Consider the following 21,240-nt stretch of genomic DNA (forward strand, 5'->3'; position numbering starts at 1 on the left):
CTATTCGTAACGTTTAAAGACTAATGTACCGTTAGTACCACCAAAACCAAATGAATTAGACATGGCTACATCAATTTTCATTTCACGTGCTGTATTCGGTACGTAATCCAGATCACATTCAGGATCTGGATTTTCAAGATTAATCGTTGGCGGGGCAATTTGATTTGTAATACTTAAAGCACTTAATACCGCTTCAATACCACCAGCGGCACCTAATAAATGGCCGATCATTGATTTTGTTGAACTGACTGCCACTTTATAGGCATGATCACCTAGAGCAGCTTTCATTGCCTGTGTTTCACCCACATCACCCGCGGGTGTAGAAGTACCATGAGCATTAATATAATCAACATCGGTGTTATTTAAACCTGCATCACGCAAGGCATTTCTCATACAACGCGCTGCACCTTCGCCACCTGCTGAAGGTGTGGTCATATGATAGGCATCACCACTCATACCATAACCAACCACTTCGGCATAAATTTTAGCGCCACGTGCTTTAGCATGTTCCAGTTCTTCCAGAACAACAACTCCTGAACCATCACTTAAAACAAATCCATCCCGGTCTCTGTCCCATGGACGACTTGCCGCCTGTGGATCATCGTTACGACGAGAGAGTGCTTTAGCAGAAGCAAAACCACCCATCGCTGTCGGAGAAGTTGTACAACGTTCTGCACCACCGGCAATCATCACATCTGCATCACCATATTTTATTAACCGTGCTGCATCACCAATATTATGAGTACCTGTACTACAGGCTGTAACAATCGCAAAATTTGGACCTTTCAAACCATATTTAATGGATAAGTTACCGGAAATCATATTGATGATATTTCCCGGTACAAAGAAAGGTGAAATACGACGCGGACCACTTTTATCATAGGTCGCATAGCATTCTTCAATACCTGTTATTCCGCCGATACCCGAACCGATTGCGACACCGATTCTTTCTGCGTTTTCTTCTGTTACTTCTATCCCCGAGTCTTCAATGGCCTGGCAGCCAGCAGCAATTCCGTAATGAATAAAGCCATCCATGCGTTTTGCATCTTTACCAGGGATATATTCGTTAATATCAAAATTTCTGATTACACCACCAAAGGTCGTAGCAAAAGGTGATATGTCAAAGGAGTCTATCGGACTAATTCCGCTTTTTCCGTTAATAATACCATCCCATGTTTCGGAAACAGTGTTAGCAAGAGGCGTAATTGCGCCTAGCCCTGTAATAACAACGCGACGTGTACTCAAAGAAGGATACCTGAAATAGAGAAAAAATAAGAGGGAGATATTAATGGGTAATTTTAAATTACCCATTAAACCTTAACAAGCCAAGATATTAGCCGTTAGCGTTTACGTAATCTATAGCTTGTTGTACCGTTGTAATCTTTTCAGCATCATCATCAGGAATTTCACATTCGAATTCTTCTTCTAAAGCCATAACTAATTCTACCGTATCAAGTGAATCAGCGCCTAGATCATCTACGAATGATGCATCATTAGCAATATCCTCTTTAACACCTAGTTGCTCAGCGACAATCTTTTTTACACGTTCTTCAATGCTACTCATATTTTTATTCCTTAATGGATGCTGGATTTAAAGATACAACATCACTATTATTATTAATCTGATTCGACTTATATGTATTTTCTATAAGCCGCATAATTATACTTGAAAACTAGCTAAATGGCATAATTTTACGCCATAAACATACCGCCATTTACATGTAAGGTTTCACCGGTAATATAGGCGGCACCCTCTGAAGCTAAAAATGCAACAGCATGCGCTATTTCCTTTGCATCTCCAAGGCGGGCCAAAGGAATTCCTGCGAGTAAGGCCTGCTTAAGTTCATCTGACAGTTCGCGAGTCATATCAGTATCGATAAACCCTGGCGCCACTGTATTAATGGTAATACCCCGAGAACCCACTTCTTTCGCCATTGACTTGGCAAATCCAACCATACCCGCTTTGGCTGCGGCATAATTTGCCTGGCCTGCATTTCCTGTGGCACCAACCACTGAGGAAATATTAATAATGCGCCCAGATTTTGCTTTCATCATTCCTCTTAGTACAGCCTTACTCATTCTAAAAACGGAGGTCAAATTAGTATTGATAATATCGCCCCATTCCTCATCTTTCATACGCATCAATAAGTTATCTCGAGTAATGCCTGCATTATTAACTAACACTGCCGGGGCACCATACTCGTCTGCAATGCTTTTGATAACTTCAGCAATTGAATCCGGGTCAGAGACATTTAGTTTCATACCTTTGCCACTCTCAGCCAGATAAGCAGAAATGGCCTCTGCTCCGCTATCCGATGTTGCAGTACCGATGACAAAAAAGCCATCTGCCACTAATTTTTCTGCAATTGCGCGGCCAATTCCACGGCTTGCACCCGTTACTAATGCGACTTTTTTAGTCATTTGAATATCGCTCCAATAATGAATTTAATGTATCTGGATTATAGACGGTAAAATGATCAAGAGCTTTTACAATACGTTTATTTAAGCCCATCAATACTTTACCAGGCCCCATCTCTACAAAAGTTGTCACACCCTGCTCTGCCATGGAATTAACTGTATCCACCCAGCGCACGGGCATAAATAATTGTTGCTTCAATGCCTGACGAATTCCTTCAGCATCTTTATGCTCACTGACATCAGCATTATGCAATAAATTGACATCAGGCTCAACGAACAGAATATCCTGCATTTTTGTATATAATTTATCCGCTGCAGGCTGCATCAATGCACAATGTGATGGCACACTAACGGGTAATTTAAGCGCGCGTTTGGCACCTGCTTCTTTTGCCGCCAGCATCGCTCTACCAATCGCCGCAGTGTTCCCCGCAATCACCACTTGACCAGGTGAATTAAAATTAACTGCCGAACAGACTTCGCCTTGTGCTGCTTCAGCACAAACCTGAATAACTTGCTCATCAGTCAGACCCAGGACTGCAGCCATCGCTCCCACACCTGCGGGAACCGCTTCCTGCATAAAACGACCTCTAGCCGCAACTAATGCAATTGCATCAGCAAAGTTTAAGGCCCCAGAACAAACCAGTGCTGTATATTCACCAAGACTGTGTCCAGCCATATATGCAGGACGTATATCAGACTGAGCACTCCAGACTTTCCATATAGCCACACCAGCCGCCAGCATAGCTGGCTGGGTATGTTGTGTTTGATTCAATTCTTCGGCAGGTCCATCCGTCACCATAGCCCATAAATCCAGACCTAATACTTCTGACGCCTGTGCGAATGTGTCTTTAATATCCGGATAAGTTTCAGCCATTTCGGTCATCATGCCAACCGATTGCGAACCCTGCCCTGGAAAAACAAAGGCAAGTTGTTTATTTTGTGTACTCATATAAAACCTACTAATATTTGATTAGCGCAGAACCCCAGGTAAAGCCCGCCCCAAATGCTTCTAATAAAACCACATGTCCGCGCTGAATACGACCATCTCTAACCGCTTCATTAAAAGCCAGTAAAACTGATGCTGAAGAAGTATTTCCTTGCTCTTCTAATGTCAATACCACTTGATCCATGGACATTTTTAATTTTTTTGCCGTAGCCGCAATAATGCGGCTGTTAGCTTGATGAGGTACCAGCCAGTCAATTTCTTCTTTCTGCATATTATTAGCGGCCAGCGTTTCGTCTACAATACGTCCCAGGGTATTCACCGCGACTTTAAACACCTCGTTGCCTTTCATCATAATATAGCTAGCCGTATCAGCTTTGCCTAAAGCCTGCGGGTTCGGACAGTTTAATAAATCCTCAAACCGTCCATCCGAATGAATATGCGTTGATAAAAGCCCCGCTTCATCAGAAGCCTGGAGCAAAACAGCGCCTGCCCCATCGCCAAATAGAATACACGTCCCCCGGTCAGTCCAGTCAACAATACGTGAACAAATTTCCGTTCCAACGACTAAAACTGTTTTAGCCGCACCTGACTTGATATATTGATTAGCCATATCCAGGCCAAAAATTGAGCCCGAGCAAGCCGCCTGTATATCAAATGCAACACATTCTTTAATTCCCAGACGATGCTGCAACATACACCCTGTACTGGGGTAAATATTATCTGGTGTTCCGGTAGCAACAATAATTAAATTGATGTCCTTAGGGTTGATATCCGCCATTTTAATCGCTTGTCTGGCGGCAATTTCCGCCATACTCGAAGCGGTCTCATCTTTAGCAGCTATGCGTCGGCTTTTGATTCCGGTACGTTCAAAAATCCAGCTATCTGAGGTATCCACTGTGCGCGAAATATCCTCATTCGTTTTTATTTCAGCGGGTAAATAACCCCCGGTACCAATTACTTTTGCATAAACTGTCATGCGCTTTCTCTCCTGCTTAAAGCGTGCTCAACTTGCTCGCTAATTTTTTGGATCACATTTTTTTCTACTTCAACTTCAGCCAAATGAATTGCGGTCTTAAAAGCCAATGCATCTGCACCACCATGACTTTTTATCACCAAGCCTTTCAGTCCCAAAAAGCTAGCGCCATTATGTAATCTTGGATCAATACGATTTTTTATGGTGTTTAATACCGGGTAAGAAATCAATGCTGCAACCTTGGTCAATAGATTTTTGCCAAATGATTCTTTTAAAACAGAAGTAATCATTTTCGCTGCGCCTTCAATTGATTTTAAAGCGATATTTCCGACAAAGCCATCACAAACAATTAGATCAACTTTTTCATCCCCCGCGTTAAGTGAATTACCTTCTACATATCCAATATAGTTAAGGTCAGAGCTTTCTAACAATTTCGCTGCTGCTTTTACTTGTTCATTTCCTTTAGTTTCTTCTTCACCAATATTTAGCAAACCCACTTTAGGGTCACTGATATTTTCCAATGCTTTAACAACTTCAGCTCCCATGACTGCAAATTGAAACAGGCTTTCTGCTGAACTGTCTACATTCGCGCCCAAATCAAGCACATGCGTATGCCCAAAAATTGAAGGCATAGAGGATATAATAGCCGGCCTATCTATTCCCGGAATCATTTTTAAAACAAATTTTGCAGTCGCCATCAGGGCACCGGTATTTCCAGCACTGACACAGGCATCCGCCTGACCATCACGCACCAGATTAATCGCCACACGCATTGATGAATCCTTCTTATTTCTTAGCGCCTTAGACGGGGATTCATCCATAGCAACACACTGCGATGCATGTTGAATAGATAAGCGCCCTTTAAAATCTATCAAAGCCTGCTCAAGCAAGGGAACAAGAATTTGCTCATTTCCAACCAATATAAGTTGCAAATTCGGATTCTCGCGCAAGCGATCCAGAGAGGCAGGAATGGTTGATTCGGGTCCATGATCACCACCCATTGCATCTATCGAAATTATTAAACTCACCTAAAGAAAACTCCAGTCACTGTTATAAAAAAAGCCGGGCATTAAGCCCGGCTTTCTATACTGATGAAACTAACTGTTGCACAAATAAATGCACTAATTATGATAACTTAATCTTCTTCAGTTGCAACGATTTGACGGCCTTTGAAATAACCATCAGGCGTAACATGGTGACGCAAATGCGTTTCACCTGTCGTAGGGTCTTGTGATAATGTTTTCGCAGTCAATGAGTCATGCGAACGACGCTGACCGCGTCTTGAACGAGTTACTTTGCTTTTTTGTACGGCCATTATTGGTCTCCAGTAATTTTTAGTTTAGCTAAAACAGAAAAAGGGTTATCAGATTCTTGTTTAATTTTCTTGGGCTCAGCAAGCTTTACAGCGGGCTCATATTGTAAACATTTATGCGTATGCCTAGGATAGTCTGGCAAAGAAATAAGTACTTCATCCTCGATAAACTCCGGCAACGAGATCTTTTCGTCTGCAATCATAAGTGGTTCTAACCCATCAACCAGGCGATCAGCCTGCTCAATTGTTTGCACCATACCTATTTTTACCGGCTTGTCTACCAACCAGTCCAGTGCTTCCATACAGCTTTGACATATTAGCGTTATATGACCTTCTATACGCCCTTCTATAACAGGAACTTTACCTTCTTTATAAAACTGCAAATCTACTTTCAGCTCGCCTTTTTTATCAAAAAGAATATCGACAAGACGACCTAATCGCTGCAAGCCTAAACGACCATGTACGTGACTCTGCCGTTCAGCAAAGACAACGGGATCTATAAATTCGGGTAATTGATCTGACATAAACGTGTAATAATAGCCGGTATAGATACTTTCTGTCAATTTAATTCTCATGCAAACCAACAACCTAGTTCTGGCATCTAGCTCTAAATATCGAAAAACCTTACTAGAAAAATTACGCCTGAATTTTATCTGCGCCGACCCGGGAATCGATGAATCATCAAAAAAAAATGAAAACCCAAAACAACTGGCTTTACGCCTGGCAAAAGAAAAAGCGCATGCTCTTGTTCCCGATTACCCAGGGCACCTGATTATTGCTTCGGATCAAGTTGCCATACTAGATCAAGTACAACTTCAAAAACCAGGAAACCGGCAGAATGCTATCAAACAATTACAACTCTCCTCTGGTTCTAAAGTAATTTTTTACACCAGTGTTTGCATACTTAATAGCGCAACTAATGAAATTAAATACGATCTTGATAGCTGTACTGTGTATTTTAAAAAACTTAACGATCAACAGATAAAAAATTACGTAGACCTTGAAAAACCTTATGGCTGTGCAGGTAGCTTTAAATCAGAAGGCCTTGGCATTGCCTTGTTTGAACGGATTGAAGGAGATGACCCAAATGCGCTGATCGGCTTGCCATTGATTAAGCTTATTGGTTTACTTGATGCATTTAATATCGACGTATTAAAAAATAAATAAAACCATCGCAATGGAGGCAATAGTATCCAACTAACCACACTATCCATATGCTAGCTCTTCTAGGGTTTAATATTAGAAAAGATGCTAAAAACGCCTGCATAAAGTCGAATACATGATTTTTCCTGCAACTTTACTTTATACCTAACCTGTTATATGAATCTGAGCAACTTGCCGCAACCATAACATTATAAGCCCAGGTCTATTGTTTCAACATAAATGCACATACACTATCGCTGCCGACAAAAAATCATTGCCATGATTCAATAATTTACTGCAAAATCGATTCCAGCGAATAACCATCCACTTCAATAATCTCTTTTAGTTTTTTTAAAGCATCCAGTTGTATTTGACGCACCCGTTCACGCGTGACGCCTAATTCGCAGGCAACGAGCTCAAGCGTAGTATGCTCATAACCACACAAGCCATAACGACGGCAAATGACTTCAGCTTGTTTTTTGGATAACTTCGACAACCAGACATTAACATTTTCTTTGATGCCTTCATCATGAACCTGATCCAGTAGAGTAACGGCCTCATTATCTGCAATAGAATCAACCAGCATTCTTTCTGAATCAAAAGGACTAGGCGCATCGATTGAAGTGACGCGTTCATTTAATTTAAGCATTTTCTGCACGAGCTTAACCGGCTTGTCCAAGTAGGCCGCAATATCTTCGGCACTTGGCTCTGTCTCCAATTTCTGTAATAAATGGCGCCGAGCCTTTAAAAATACACTCATTTCCTTAAGTATATGAATAGGCAACCTAATGGTACGTGCTTGGTTCATCACCGCACGTTCAATAGCTTGTCGTATCCACCAGGTAGCATAAGTAGAGAAACGAAAACCGAGTTCAGGATCAAATTTTTCAACTGCGCGAATTAATCCCAGATTTCCTTCTTCAATCAAATCCAGTAAAGGTAAGCCCCGGTTTAGATATCTGCGCGATATTTTTACCACTAGACGTAAGTTACTTTCAATCATAATCTGACGTGCTCGCTGATCGCCCTGCAGAACTTTTGTCCCGTAGAATTTTTCTTGCTCAGCCGTTAGCAAAGTCGAACGACTCAATTCATGAAGATAAAATTTAGTTGCATCGAAGTTATGGTCTTTTTTCTCTTGTATCTCTGGTATTGGATCTACAAGCGCCTCATCATCCACTCTACAATCATTATCAGCATCAATAATAGCATCCGCAATATACATATCTAAACTTTCAGACGTACTAATGTCTTCAGTACTCATTAATTCTTTTAACATGCTTAACTCCTACTCTTTCTTTTCGGTCTCACTACCCTTTAAGGCAAATACAATATGGGGTTAACAGATTTTCCATTTTTCCTGATTTCAAAATGTAAAGCGGGTTTGGCATCTACTCCAACTCCCATCTCTGCTATTACTTGCCCTTTTGATACTTTATGACCTTCTTTCACCAGTAAGCGACGGTTATGTGCATAAGCACTTAAATACAAATAATTATGCTTAATGATTAATAATTTACCATACCCAACCAAACCGCTTCCGCTATAGACAACAATCCCGGATTCGGCAGCTCTAATTTTTTTACCAACATAGCCAGCAATATCAAGACCTTTATTACCCGTTCTATAAAAATTTCTCAACAACTTCCCTTCTACCGGCCACTGCCAGTACAACTTTAACACCTTTTCCTTATTTATTGAAATAGTTGATGTTTTTTTATTTAATTTCTTCTTATTTTGCGTTTTTTTATACTTGATTTCGCGAAATAATTTTAGCTTCTGTCCCTGATAAACTTTATATGGCGGAGGAATTTTATTCCATGCTGCCAGACGCTTATATCCATGCCCTGACCTATAACCAATCGAATATAAGGTGTCGCCTTTTTTTACTGTGTAATACGAGCCTTTGGTCAAGTCACGCTTATGCGGCTGAACAGGTACTTTAGGTTGCGAGCTGGCACACCCCGCTATACACATGATTATTATGAAAAAAATAATAACTTTATATGAACGGCGCATAAGTTAATTTAAATCTAACAAGAAAAAATTAACTTTTGTATAACTGAAAACTACGATAGAGCATGACTATTTATTTTTTAGTAATATTTCTTTAGCCCGATTTATTTGAGCAGCAAGGTAACTAGAACCTCCGCGATCAGGATGATTTTTCAGCATTAGCTTACGATGAGCTTCAATAATTTCCTGACGAGTTGCGGATATACTTACCCCCAAAATTTTATAAGCCTCTTCAGCAGTCATAACGCCTGCATGATGGGCATTCCCTGAATTTCCTGCGGTAAAGTTTCCGCGTCCTCGAAACATAGACCACAAACGCTGTAACTGCGGTGCATAACGCAAAGCCAGGGGCAAAAACCGTAACACAAAAGCCATCAGCACACTTAATGCAGCAACAATCCAGCTTAAACGCCCGATGATGGCCAAAAGCAAAAAACTCAGCGCTATTGCATACAGAACACTTTTTTTAATGTAGGGCTTGCGTTCATCTGATGATTTTTGCAAAAAAACTTTAAACCAAAAAACAGCAGCAATAATAAAGATTAATATATATACTCTGATCAAAATTTTTCCTTTATATTTCTTATTGTCTTACAGACCAATAGAATCAATGTTAAAGGATACTACAGAAGATTCATAATCTAGCATAAAATAAACAAATTGTTTCCACGGCATAAAACTCAAACTGGGAGACTGTGTAAAGTTTAAATGTATACTAAATCTTTATTACTTATTAGCACCATGGCTTGTGTCTGTGAAGCGCAATTGGAATAATACTGGTGATAATTATAAAAACAGCTGAGACTACAAGACAGGCAATCAAAGCTGATGATTGATACGCTCTCAGCCATATAATTATTATACCCGGCAGGCGGCCTGGTGTATTAGTCATACAATAAAAGCCGACATCATGAAACGCATCATCCTCTTTGACATAGGCAACAATTAGATAGAAAGAGCAACTGAATTAAAGATGCATATTACTCCGAAAGCGATTAAGCTAACAACCAATATATGAATGCTGGTCAAACTTGAAATAAAAAAGCTGTTACAGTCAATCCAGTATTATTACAGGAAACACTGAGTTTTCACGACAGAAAAACCACTTTGTTCTCTGCAGGAAAAAAAGCTGGAGTTATTTTTTCTTTATGGATATTCTTCGTCAGGTAAATGCAACATTTCAGGTAAAGACTTCGGTCCTTTTAATTCAGGATGAATTTTTCTATCTAATAAGGCAATTAAAGTATGCATCCAGACGACAGAAACACCAACAATTACAAAAAGCAGCATAAAACAGCTAATCCAGACACCGATAGCATCATTCATAATACCGAAGCAGATCGGTAGAACAAATCCACCTAAACCACCAATCATCCCTACTAGAGCATTCATTGATCCGACATGGTGAGGATAATAAACAGGAATATGTTTATACACAACCGCTTTACCCAAAGACATAAAAAACCTAAAAAAATAGTCAAGATCACAATTGCGAGAGTTGGTTTTTAAAAGCTGAATGAGCGATAGAGACTATAGAAGAGTTACCCAAACCCTCTAACCGCTCACCTCAGCCTAAATTTTCTTAATGCTAGCGATGTTTAGTGTAGAAACAATTTGATACATCTGTAAGTTAATGCCCTGAATGCATGTCTGCTTTCTGATCTTTGTTATTTTCTGTCTCTCCGTTATACAAAGAGTCATTTTCAGGACCAGTAACATCCAAAATTCCCCAGGCACCTCTATCGACTCGCGCTAATGCATGGTCAACTAAAACATAATTACCCGGATAATCTACCTGAAACTCGACAACACTTGCTCCACCAGCTGGAACCAATGTGGTTTGTATATTTTCTAATGGATTGCTTAATGCAGCTTCTGAATACACTCGATCAAAAATCTCACCGATAAGATGGAAAGAAGAAATTTTGGCTACTCCCGCATTACCTATAAACATGCGAATCTTGTCACCAACTTTTGCATTTAATTGACCTTCACCGACCAAAGCTCCCGTACGGCCATTAAAGACAATATACTCGGGGCGTTCATCAATCATTTTACGACTGTTAAACTTTTGAAAGCCTGTCTTCCCTAAACTACCTTTGGTGTAAAGCTCGCCTTGCATGATATAAAACTCATGATCAACCCTGGAAAGGCCTTGTTTAGGTTCAACCAATATCATCCCATACATGCCATTAGCTATATGAGTCGCAGGGTTTCCTGCCGCGCAATGATAAACATACAAGCCAGCTGTGCTGGCTTTAAATGTAAGCGTTTTGGTTTCGCCGGGGGCAACTTCGGTTACTGCTTTACCGCCACCAGGGCCAGTTACAGCGTGCAAATCTATCGCGTGGCTGTGACTACTGGATTTATCATTATGCAAGCTCAATTCAACCGTATCTCCCTCTCTTACTCTCAAAAATGGACCGGGAACTGTGTTATTGAAAGTCCAGTAATGATAAAGGATATTGGGGGCAACTTTAGAAATAACTTCTACAGCCTCAAGCTTAATAACAACGTTTTCTGAATGTTTTCGATCAAGAGGCTCCGGTAAAGCAGAAGCATTTTTACTAATATCCTCCACTTTTTTATATTCAGAAATATTTATATTCATTTCATGCTGATAATGATCACCAGGACCAAAATTGAATATTTGTTTTTTTGACGCATGTTTACTGGAAAGATGTTGACTACTTTCATTAGCCTGAACGGGTAGGATCAACAAAAGAGTCATGAAGAAAACCGTTAAAAACCCCGTCATGTTAGTTATATTGAAATAATTCAATTGATTACTTTGTTTTGTTATATTTGTTTGCATATAAACCTCTGATCTATCTGTAAGGTACGCATCGCGCACTAAAACACTTGAATTCAGACGGTTAAATGTCTCAACTCAGCCATTTTTTCTCCGGCCTGCTTTATTTGTTCTGACGTTAGTATTTTTTTCACTTGTGGTGAAAAATCTTCATCTTCACGGATTAAATGCTCTCTAAGTATCTTTTCAAATTCAGTAGCTTGGTGTAAAAAATAATCAAAATTAGTGATAGTTCCGGGGTTACTCAGCTGTTTAGCTAGTTTACTCCAGGATTCTTCTATCTCTTCATGATCCATTATCAAACGCTCAATCATGCCATCGACTAACACGGAACTTCCCAGCAATAATGGGAACAAACTCTGCTCTTCATCTCGATGATGCAAATGTGTCGCATGAGAATAATGACAATATGCTTCCATACATTGGTTTGCATAATCTTCATTCATGCCATTTTGTTTAATATTTGCTGCGAGTTGTAGCAATTGCTTGCCTCGTTCTAAAAAGTCTTCATGGTAACTTTTTAAAACCACCAGGCCATCACTGAACCCAGTTAAGGGTTCTTCATATTTAAATTCCATCCAGAATCCTTTAAGGCTGTAGGTCGAGTTAGATTTTTTTGGCGCAGCAATAAAAACGTAACCCAAAAAATGCGCCATATCTGCGCAGGAACGAGACTCAAATTAACGCTGCTTTACAAATTTGGTCCTGACAATCTGATACGGTCTAAACATATAACCTAAAGGCATACTCCAGACATGTACCAGGCGGCTAAAAGGAAACAAGAAAAACACCGACATACCTAGAAATAAATGTAGTTTATAAATAAAACCTACCCCGGATAGATACTCAGGCTGCGCATTCAACATCAACATGCTTTGCACCCACTCAGCTAAAGCGACCATTACCGACGCATCGCCATTGAAAGCATGATAAATGGATACTGGAATGGTTAATAAACCGACTGCTAAAGTCAGCAAAATCCAGTCGAGAATAAAAATATCCATAAACCGGCTATTCGCCCGGACTCGCGGATGATACATGCGGCGTTTCCATAAAATCACCCCGCCCATCATACACAGAGAGCCAAAAGCTGCCCCTGCAGAAATGGCAACAATCTGGTGCATCATATCTGATACACCCAGCGCTAAAAACCAGCTATGCGGTGTCACCAAGCCTGCAAAATGCCCCAGAAACAAAGCTAATACACCAATATGAAAAAGAATACTGCCTTTACGCAATTGCTCTTTTTCAAATATCTGGCTGGAATCAGCTTTCCAGGTGTATTGTTCTCTATCAAAACGAATCACACTGCCCACTAAAAAAGTAGTCAATGCGATATAAGGATAAAATCCAAAAATCAAGTTACTTAAATTCATATCAATACCTATGCTGCAATATCTGCTAAAAGGCCATGATGCTCCACGATTCTTACTAGTGGAGCATAGGGGCTTGCATTCTTTTCAAGATTACTGGCAATAATGTCAGCGGCTTGCGCCGTTTGCTGTAAAAATGCATGGGCGCTGCTTGCATCATCCATAGTCGAGACATATTCCAGAATCAGCGGTAAATAATCAGGCAACTCACCATCACTGATTTCAAAGCCGGTTGATTTATAGAGTTCAGCCAGTTCTATTAACGCTGGTCCTCTGTCTCTATCTTGCTCATCGAATAAATGATAGGTCAGATACAATGAGTTTTCTGCGGTCATATCAAAGCTATCAACGTATTTCGCCTGCAGTGCTGTCAGTGATAATTTTGCAGCCCAGTTGATAAAGTCAGTTAATTTACTTTTATCCTCCTCTTCCAGGTTTGGCAGTGCTGAAACAAGTTGCTGCACTTCATCCCAGCTCTCTACCAGCTCCTTACGCGGATATTCCAATAATACGGCCAGGACTTTATAGATATTAGTCATGCCTTTTCCCCATCAGAGCGTTTCGCTGCCGGGTGATAACGCACAAACTCCAGATTATCCGCAGTCTTTGTACGTTTATCTGGAAATAACGAAGCGTTATCACTAACACTGCAGCCATCATTACCAAAGCTAAAACCATTTTGCCCCTGAAAGCTATGAAAATCTTCCTGACGTAATTCTTCATGGCTGGTTGGAATGACAAAACGATCTTCGTAATTCGCAATCGCCATATAACGATACATTTCACGGACTTGATCTTCGTTTAATCCAACTTCTTCGAGCACCGCTAAATCTGTTTTACCTTCAACATTTAATGAGCGGTAGAAGCTACGCATGGCAATCATACGTTTTAAGGCACCAACAATAGGTTTTTCGTCACCCGCAGTAAACATATTCGCCAGATATTTCATCGGCAGGCGTAAGTTTTCTATACTTGGAATTGCACCATCTGACATGGTTGACAGGTTACCCTGATCAATTTGTGACTGCACGGGTGATAGTGGTGGCACATACCAGACCATCGGCATAGTACGAAATTCTGGATGCAACGGAAAAGCCACTTTCCAGTCTACAATTAATTTATAGATCGGTGAATTGCGTGCTGCTTCCATCCACGATTCAGGAATACCATCTTGTTTCGCTTGCTTAATCACTTCCGGATCATTAGGGTTAAGAAATATATCCAGTTGCGCCTGATATAAATCCTGATCATTTTCTACGGAAGCGAGCTCTTCTATACGATCGGCATCGTAAAGCATCACCCCGTTGTAACGAATACGTCCAACACACGACTCAGAACAGACAGTTGGCAAGCCAGATTCTACACGAGGGTAACAGCCCGTACATTTTTCTGCTTTGCCTGACTCCCAGTTATAGAACATTTTCTTGTAGGGACAAGCACTGATACACATACGCCAGCTGCGACATTTATCCTGATCAACCAGAACAATCCCGTCTTCTTCACGTTTATATAATGAACCAGAAGGACAGGCAGCGACACACGCAGGATTAACACAATGGTTACACATACGGGGCAAGTACATAAGGAAAGTTTGTTCAAATTCCCCATAAATCTGTTTTTCCATATCGCTAAAGTTTACGTCTGCACCACGCTGTTTAAACTTACCGCCTAAATCATCTTCCCAGTTTGGCCCCCATTCAATTTTCTCCATGCGTAGACCATCAATTAAAGAACGCGGTCTTGCAGTAGGTGTGGCTTCTAACAATTCACTGTTTTGCAGTACGGCATAATCATAGGTAAATGGTTCATAATAATCATCAATCGTCGGCATATTCGGATTCATGAAAATATTTTTTAAAATATTAAGCCGATTACCTGATTTAAGTTGTAGCTTGCCATTGTGTAATTCCCAGCCGCCATTCCATTGCTCCTGATCTTCCCAGTTTTTGGGATAACCGACACCCGGTTTAGATTCAACATTATTAAACCAGGCATACTCAACACCTTTACGGTTGGTCCAGACATTTTTACAAGTCACAGAACAAGTATGGCAACCAATACATTTATCGAGATTCATTACCAGTGAAAAATTTGCTCTTACTTTCATTATTGTGTCTCCGACTCGTCTGTGCAGACATAGTCTGCCTGGTGTACACCTTCAGGATTTAAATGACTTTCTTTATCAGCTGTCAAAGGCTCTTCCAGCCATTGAATATCCCGGTCTTCGATTTTATGCAAGATGACATATTCATCACGTTGTGAACCTATGGTTCCGTAATAGTTAAAACCATAACTTAACTGAGCATAGCCGCCGATCATGTGAGTCGGTTTAACGGTGATACGCGTGACACTGTTTATAATACCGCCACGTTTCTCGGTGGTATTTGATCCAGGGACGTTAACGTTTTTTTCCTGAGCTTGATACATCATTGCCATACCATCAGGAATTCGCTGACTGACAACTGCTCTGGCAATGGCTGCACCATTAATATTGAGTGCTTCTACCCAGTCATTATCTTCTATACCTGCTTTTTCAGCATCGGTTTCAGAAATCCACAGATGTGGTCCACCACGAGACAAAGTCAACATCCGCAAGTTATCTTGATAAGTACTGTGTATGCCCCATTTGCTATGTGGTGTAATCCAGTTAAGCTTCAAATGCGGTTTATCACCAATTTTTTTCTGCATTTCAGCTAGCGTTAGCATATCGACAGCAGGCTTATAGGTACAGAATGCTTCACCAAAATCACGCATCCACTGATGATCTTGATAAAACTGTGCGCGCCCTGTCAAAGTACGGAAAGGAATATGCTCATGGATATTGGTATAACAGGCGTTATAACTGACTGTTTCCGACTCAATACCACTCCAGGTAGGTGCTGTAATGATTTTACGTGGTTGTGCCTTAATATCACGGAAAGTGATTTTATCGTCTTCACGAGATAAAGCCAGATGGGTATGATCCACACCTGTTTTAGTACTCAGTGCTTTCCAGGATTTAACAGCAACCTCACCATTAGTTTCCGGCGCTAAAGCCAAAATAGTTTCACAAACACTGATATCATCTTCTAATGAAGGCATACCTTTGGAAATACCTTCTTCTTTAATGGTGTAATTGACTGCTTTTAGATGCTCGTATTCTTTTTCCGTGTTCCAGTCGATCCCTTTAATATTATTACCTTGCTTAGGCAATAATGGCCCTAATGCAGTAAATTTCTTATAAGTATCTGCAAAATCACGTTGTACGACTTTTAACAGTGGTAGTGCTTTACCCGGAACAGGCTCACACTCTCCTCGTTTCCAGTCTTTAACATCCATGGCCTGAGCAAGTTCAGCAGGGGTATCATGCAGAATAGGTAAAGCAACCACGTCTTTCTGACTACCTAAATGTTTTTCTGCCAAAACAGAAAACGATTTAGCAAGGGTTTTAAAAATCTGCCAATCCGAACGGGACTCCCAGCCCGGATCAACCGCTTGTGTAAGAGGATGAATGAACGGATGCATATCCGTGGTATTCAAATCGTTTTTCTCATACCAGGTGGCCGTCGGTAAAACAATATCTGAATATGCACCGGTTGAATTTAAGCGGAAGTTAATATCGACCATTAAATCCAGTTTGGCGATCGGTGCCTCTTTATGCCATTTTATCTCCTGCCCTTCAGCTTCAGGTAAAATATCTTGCATCACACCATTTTGTGCGCCTAACAGATGTTTAAGAAAATATTCATGTCCTTTAGCGCTACAGCCGATCAAGTTAGCACGCCAGACAAATAAATTACGCGGGTGATTTTCTGGCGCGTCTATATCTTCTGATGCAAACTTAATATCACCGGATTTAAGTTGTTTTACCAAATAATCGGATACACCTTTTTCATCGGTAGCACCTGCCGCTTCAGCGTCTTTAACGATATCCAATGGATTTTTATTAAAATGTGGAGCAGATGGCAGCCAACCCAAACGTTGCGAAACGACATTGTAATCAGCCAGATTATGACCTTTATAATTTGCTTGTGCAGTGGATGCTAATAAGGCATCTGCTTGCAGTTTTTCATAACGCCATTGATCGGTATGGAAATAGAAATAAGTGGTGCCATTCATATGACGTGGTGGTTTTTGCCAATCCAGTGCAAAGGCAACTGGTGCCCAGCCCGCTTGTGGACGTAGTTTTTCTTGTCCAACATAATGACACCAGCCGCCACCACTTTGTCCGACACAGCCACACATGTGCAGCAGGTTCATAATGGCACGGTAATGCATGTCATTGTGATACCAGTGATTAAGCCCGGCACCCAGAATAACCATGGATTTACCCATGGTTTTAGAGGCATTATCAGCGAATTCCCGACCGCTACGGATAATGTCAGCTTGTTTCACACCGGTGATTTGTTCAGCCCAGGCGGGTGTGTTTGGAATGCTGGCATCATCATACCCCGTTGCAACCTCTCCACCTAAACCACGGTCTAAACCATATTGCGCCAATTGCAGGTCAAATACCGTTGCCACCAGACACTCTTTGCCATTTAATATGACTTTCTTGGCGGGTACTTTGCGACGCATAGGCACATCAACACCTGTTTGAAAATCAGGCATTAATACCTCTGCCACTTCATCTTTATCAAAGATCAGACTCAGACGTGGTTTAGTATTTCTACGGCCTTTTTTAGCAACTAAATTCCATTTGCCTTCTTCACCCCAGCGAAATCCAATGGAACCATTAGGTGCAATGATGTCGCCCGTTTTTTCATCAATAACGACTGTTTTCCAATCAGGGTTATTACTTTCGCCTAATGAACCGTCAAAATCAGCGGCACGAACAAAACGACCATTCACATAAGCATCTTCGTACTGATCCAATATAACCAGCATCGGCATGTCAGTATAAGTACGTGCGTATTCTTCAAAATAAGCGTCTTGCTTATCAATAAAAAATTCTTTTAAAGCAACATGCCCCATTGCCAGGAATATGGCTGCATCCGTGCCTTGTTTGGCGGGCATCCAAAGATCAGCAAATTTAACGTATTCTGCATAATCAGGCGATATTGCAACGACTTTTGCGCCTTTATAACGTACTTCAGAATAGAAATGTGCATCAGGTGTTCTTGTCATCGGTAAATTAGAACCTGCAACCACAATATAAGTAGAGTTATACCAGTCAGCGGACTCAGGTACATCCGTCTGTTCACCCCAGGTTTGTGGTGATGCAGGGGGCAAATCACAGTACCAGTCATAGAATGACAAACAGGCACCACCAATTAAAGATAAATAGCGACTCCCTGCGGCATAACTGATCATTGACATCGCTGGAATAGGCGAAAATCCAGCTATTCTGTCAGGACCATGCGTTTTGATAGTATAAACATTAGAGGCGGCGATAATTTCAGCAACCTCTTCCCAGTCGACGCGAACAAAGCCACCTAAGCCTCGCACAGCCGTATATTTTTTGCGTTTTTCAGGATCTTCCTGAATGGCGCCCCAGGCTTCCACCGGGTCTTTACCTAGTGCGCGTTCATCTCTGTATAAAGAGACTAATCGCTCTCTAATAAGAGGGTGTTTAACACGTAATGGACTGTATAAATACCAGGAAAAACTTGCACCACGCGGACAACCTCGAGGCTCATGGTTAGGCAAGTCAGGACGGGTACGCGGGTAATCAGTTGCCTGCATTTCAAAGGCAACCAGGCCATTTTTAACATGGATATTCCACGAACAACTGCCCGTACAGTTTACCCCGTGAGTTGATCTAACCACTTTATCAAATCGCCAGCGATTACGGTAACCGTCTTCCCATTGGCGATCTTCATTGGTGACCACACCATGGTCACCCGAAAATTTACTTTGAACTTTTTTGAAAAAGTTTAGACGGTCTAAAAAATGACTCATCGTGTTTTTCTCCTGTTATTAATTATTGTTCCTGCGTTTTACTAAGGAGTATTGCTAAAGTGGGTATGCGTTTCTGTATGACCAATTTAAAAGGGATATGGCATATTCAAAATATCATGATGGAGTGCAATAGATTCAGTTATTACATTCCTGTCGAATGTCCTGTTTTAAATTAATAGTCCGCTTTTGCCCAAAATACATGCCCACGCAAAGCATGGTGGGACATGGGCGTCATTCTTTAGGGATTATAAAACTCACTTTCTTTACGTAGATAAAACCACCAGTTGATCATGATGCATAAGACATAAAAGGCCGCAAACCCCATTAAAGCGACTTCTGGTGTCGTTGCTTTAATTTGTTCACCAAATACTTTTGGAATATAAAAAGCACCATAAGCAGCAACTGCTGAAGTCCAGCCTAAAACAGGCCCCGCTTGCTCTTTAGGAAAAATCATCGCAATAGAACGAAAAGTTGAACCATTGCCGATACCCGTTGCCGCAAACAAAATAAGAAAGATAATAAAGAAAGGTACAAAATATTCTTCGGGAGTCGCCGAATTGTAAGCTGCTTTCATGTAATACGCGACTCCACCCGCACACAGAACCATAACGAATGAAACAATATGAGTGACCCAGGAACCACCAAATTTATCGGCAATCATTCCGCCGACCGGGCGAATCAAAGCCCCAATAAAAGGTCCCATCCAGGCATACATTAGTGCACTGGGGCCATTCACATTTATTAAATCATGAGTCATCACACCATCAACCAACACATGCTGATAGCCAAAAATTACTTTAATAGCCAGCGGAAATGCCGCCGCAAAACCAATAAATGAGCCAAAAGTCATGGTATAGATGATACTCATCACCCAGGTATGTTTATTATCAAAAATTTTATATTGGCGCTCTAAACTTTGCCCAATTTGCCCTGGAATAATTTTTAACAAGGACACCGTCAAAGCAATAACAATAAATAAGGCAACTTCTTTTGGCACTTTAAAGCCTGAACCATGCACTGACTCAGGCAACATAAGCCATAAGCCGAAGATCGCGCTGATAAAAGCAATAAGCAGCATTCCAGAAATAATACCAAAACTTACCAAAGGATGGTGGTCATTAGGAGATACTTCTTCCGTACGGATATTATGCATACCAAACCAGCTCAAAAACGCCAGTGGTACCAAAAATAACAACCAGATAAAGCCCGCATTTTGTATATAGGTTTCAGTACCTACAGGGATTTTTCCAATTAAAGTACCTGATGTCGCAATCAGCGTCATTGGATCTCCCCCCATGGCACCAAACATCCCCACTGTCATAGAAAGTGGAATTAGCATCTGCATAGTGGTTACACCAAAGTTACCTAAACCCGCATTTAACCCTAACGCCAAACCTTGTACTTTTTTCGGAAAGAAAAAGCTGATATTAGACATTGAGGAGGCAAAGTTACCACCACCAAATCCAGATAATAAAGCCAGAATCTGAAATATCCAAAAAGGTGTACTTTTATCCTGCAGAGCCAATCCGGTACCTAAAGCGGGTATCATTAGCAAAGCCGTGGTAAAAAAGATAGTATTACGCCCGCCGCATAAGCGAATAAAAAAACTACTTGGAATTCTTAGTGTTGCACCTGTTAAGCCTGCAATTGCCATCAGCGTAAATAACTGGGATTTTTCATAGGGAAAACCCAGATTCAACATTTGTACCGTGATAATACCCCAATATAACCACACGGCAAAACCACATAATAAACTGGGAATCGAAATCCATAAATTTCGATTGGCAATTATCTTACCTTCAGACTCCCAGAAATCAGTATCTTCTACATCCCATTTTTTTAAATCGGCCACTTCATTCCCTCACATTTATAATAGTTTTAATTATAAATCTTATCACCTGAGAAAGCCCTTGTTTTCTTACCTTTAAAAATACCATAACATACTGATAATTAAGATAATAACCAAGCAACACACTAGGTTATTAATGTAGTATCGATTCAATAATTATGCACCAGCCTAATTTGCAAGGTTTTTTTATATTCACACAATAAAACAAGATTTAATATGTGGTTTAATTATTCTCAATTATTATTTTGTGAAAGCAAATAATTAATTTCTATCTCATGTATTTTGCGCCCTCATTGCAATATTTTCCGCTCGTTTATAGCTTAAATTTAGTCATTTAACACAAAGATGAATCTACAATTCACTTAAACCATACAAAAAATACTGATTAAATTTCATAAAAGTATTTTTGCTTATATGGCTTAGTGTGAATGCTTTTACTCCAGGCTGATCTGGCAGGTTTTATATTAAAGTGCTAGCCAGTATGCTCCCATAATAAAGAACTGCATAAGATCATACAA

General features: G+C 40.6%; 20 protein-coding genes. 1 reads left to right on the plus strand and 19 read right to left on the minus strand.

All coding sequences use genetic code 11. The annotated features are described in order from the left end of the window. From fabF to AU255_RS16060, 8 genes are all read right to left on the minus strand, one after another. A complete protein-coding gene (gene fabF / locus AU255_RS16025; protein ID WP_080524183.1) occupies nt 1-1,245 on the minus strand; it encodes a beta-ketoacyl-ACP synthase II in 1,245 nt (414 codons plus the stop codon). An 88-nt stretch (nt 1,246-1,333) separates the two neighbouring features. Further along, complete coding sequence (gene acpP / locus AU255_RS16030; protein ID WP_080523927.1) at nt 1,334-1,564, minus strand: acyl carrier protein; 231 nt, start codon at nt 1,562-1,564, stop codon at nt 1,334-1,336. Between the two features lie 128 nt (nt 1,565-1,692). Beyond that, nucleotides 1,693-2,421, minus strand: coding sequence for a 3-oxoacyl-ACP reductase FabG (gene fabG, locus AU255_RS16035; RefSeq protein WP_080523928.1), 729 nt, complete (start codon nt 2,419-2,421; stop codon nt 1,693-1,695). After that, nucleotides 2,414-3,367, minus strand: a complete 954-nt coding sequence (gene fabD, locus AU255_RS16040) for an ACP S-malonyltransferase (protein WP_080523929.1) — start codon at nt 3,365-3,367, stop codon at nt 2,414-2,416. The genes fabG and fabD overlap by 8 nt, the downstream gene beginning before the upstream one ends. A gap of 10 nt (nt 3,368-3,377) precedes the next feature. Beyond that, nucleotides 3,378-4,340 carry a beta-ketoacyl-ACP synthase III gene (locus tag AU255_RS16045; RefSeq protein WP_080523930.1) on the minus strand — a complete coding sequence of 321 codons (963 nt, stop codon included), beginning with the start codon at nt 4,338-4,340 and terminating at the stop codon, nt 3,378-3,380. Then, nucleotides 4,337-5,365, minus strand: coding sequence for a phosphate acyltransferase PlsX (gene plsX, locus AU255_RS16050; protein WP_080523931.1), 1,029 nt, complete (start codon nt 5,363-5,365; stop codon nt 4,337-4,339). The genes AU255_RS16045 and plsX overlap by 4 nt, the downstream gene beginning before the upstream one ends. A 107-nt stretch (nt 5,366-5,472) precedes the next feature. Next, entirely contained in the window at nt 5,473-5,652 is a 180-nt protein-coding gene (gene rpmF, locus AU255_RS16055) for a 50S ribosomal protein L32 (protein WP_080523932.1), read from the minus strand. Continuing rightward, nucleotides 5,652-6,224, minus strand: a complete 573-nt coding sequence (locus AU255_RS16060) for a YceD family protein (protein ID WP_080523933.1) — start codon at nt 6,222-6,224, stop codon at nt 5,652-5,654. The genes rpmF and AU255_RS16060 overlap by 1 nt, the downstream gene beginning before the upstream one ends. Between AU255_RS16060 and AU255_RS16065 the strand changes: the two genes are divergently transcribed. Further along, complete coding sequence (locus AU255_RS16065) at nt 6,223-6,816, plus strand: Maf family protein (RefSeq protein ID WP_080523934.1); 594 nt, start codon at nt 6,223-6,225, stop codon at nt 6,814-6,816. The genes AU255_RS16060 and AU255_RS16065 overlap by 2 nt on opposite strands. Before the next feature lie 268 nt (nt 6,817-7,084). Here AU255_RS16065 and rpoS read toward each other — a convergent pair whose 3' ends face one another. The 11 genes from rpoS to AU255_RS16120 all read right to left on the minus strand — a co-directional run bounded on the left by rpoS (nt 7,085) and on the right by AU255_RS16120 (nt 20,725). Continuing rightward, complete coding sequence (rpoS, locus tag AU255_RS16070; RefSeq protein WP_233144704.1) at nt 7,085-8,071, minus strand: RNA polymerase sigma factor RpoS; 987 nt, start codon at nt 8,069-8,071, stop codon at nt 7,085-7,087. 38 nt (nt 8,072-8,109) lie between these two features. Further along, entirely contained in the window at nt 8,110-8,769 is a 660-nt protein-coding gene (locus AU255_RS16075; RefSeq protein ID WP_233144705.1) for a peptidoglycan DD-metalloendopeptidase family protein, read from the minus strand. Nucleotides 8,770-8,877: 108 nt separating this feature from the next. Continuing rightward, a complete protein-coding gene (locus tag AU255_RS16080; protein ID WP_080523936.1) occupies nt 8,878-9,372 on the minus strand; it encodes a DnaJ domain-containing protein in 495 nt (164 codons plus the stop codon). Nucleotides 9,373-9,954: 582 nt separating this feature from the next. Further along, nucleotides 9,955-10,266 (minus strand): hypothetical protein, encoded by a 312-nt coding sequence (locus tag AU255_RS16085; protein WP_198942664.1) that lies wholly within the window; start codon nt 10,264-10,266, stop codon nt 9,955-9,957. A 172-nt stretch (nt 10,267-10,438) separates the two neighbouring features. After that, nucleotides 10,439-11,623 (minus strand): copper-containing nitrite reductase, encoded by a 1,185-nt coding sequence (nirK, locus tag AU255_RS16090; protein ID WP_080523937.1) that lies wholly within the window; start codon nt 11,621-11,623, stop codon nt 10,439-10,441. Between the two features lie 53 nt (nt 11,624-11,676). Next, nucleotides 11,677-12,198, minus strand: a complete 522-nt coding sequence (locus AU255_RS16095) for a hemerythrin domain-containing protein (protein WP_158083153.1) — start codon at nt 12,196-12,198, stop codon at nt 11,677-11,679. 102 nt (nt 12,199-12,300) lie between these two features. Then, nucleotides 12,301-12,996: a respiratory nitrate reductase subunit gamma gene (narI, locus tag AU255_RS16100; RefSeq protein WP_080523939.1), complete on the minus strand. Its 696-nt coding sequence runs from the start codon at nt 12,994-12,996 to the stop codon at nt 12,301-12,303. An 8-nt stretch (nt 12,997-13,004) separates the two neighbouring features. Further along, the gene (narJ, locus tag AU255_RS16105) at nt 13,005-13,532 is read right to left on the minus strand and encodes a nitrate reductase molybdenum cofactor assembly chaperone (protein ID WP_080523940.1); all 528 of its coding nucleotides are present in this window, start codon (nt 13,530-13,532) and stop codon (nt 13,005-13,007) included. Then, nucleotides 13,529-15,100 carry a nitrate reductase subunit beta gene (narH, locus tag AU255_RS16110; RefSeq protein ID WP_080523941.1) on the minus strand — a complete coding sequence of 524 codons (1,572 nt, stop codon included), beginning with the start codon at nt 15,098-15,100 and terminating at the stop codon, nt 13,529-13,531. The genes narJ and narH overlap by 4 nt, the downstream gene beginning before the upstream one ends. Further along, nucleotides 15,100-18,873, minus strand: a complete 3,774-nt coding sequence (locus tag AU255_RS16115) for a nitrate reductase subunit alpha (protein ID WP_080523942.1) — start codon at nt 18,871-18,873, stop codon at nt 15,100-15,102. The genes narH and AU255_RS16115 overlap by 1 nt, the downstream gene beginning before the upstream one ends. A gap of 238 nt (nt 18,874-19,111) precedes the next feature. Beyond that, nucleotides 19,112-20,725, minus strand: coding sequence for an MFS transporter (locus tag AU255_RS16120; RefSeq protein ID WP_080523943.1), 1,614 nt, complete (start codon nt 20,723-20,725; stop codon nt 19,112-19,114). Nucleotides 20,726-21,240 lie beyond the last annotated feature (515 nt).

This window comes from Methyloprofundus sedimenti (assembly GCF_002072955.1).
Lineage (GTDB): Bacteria > Pseudomonadota > Gammaproteobacteria > Methylococcales > Methylomonadaceae > Methyloprofundus > Methyloprofundus sedimenti.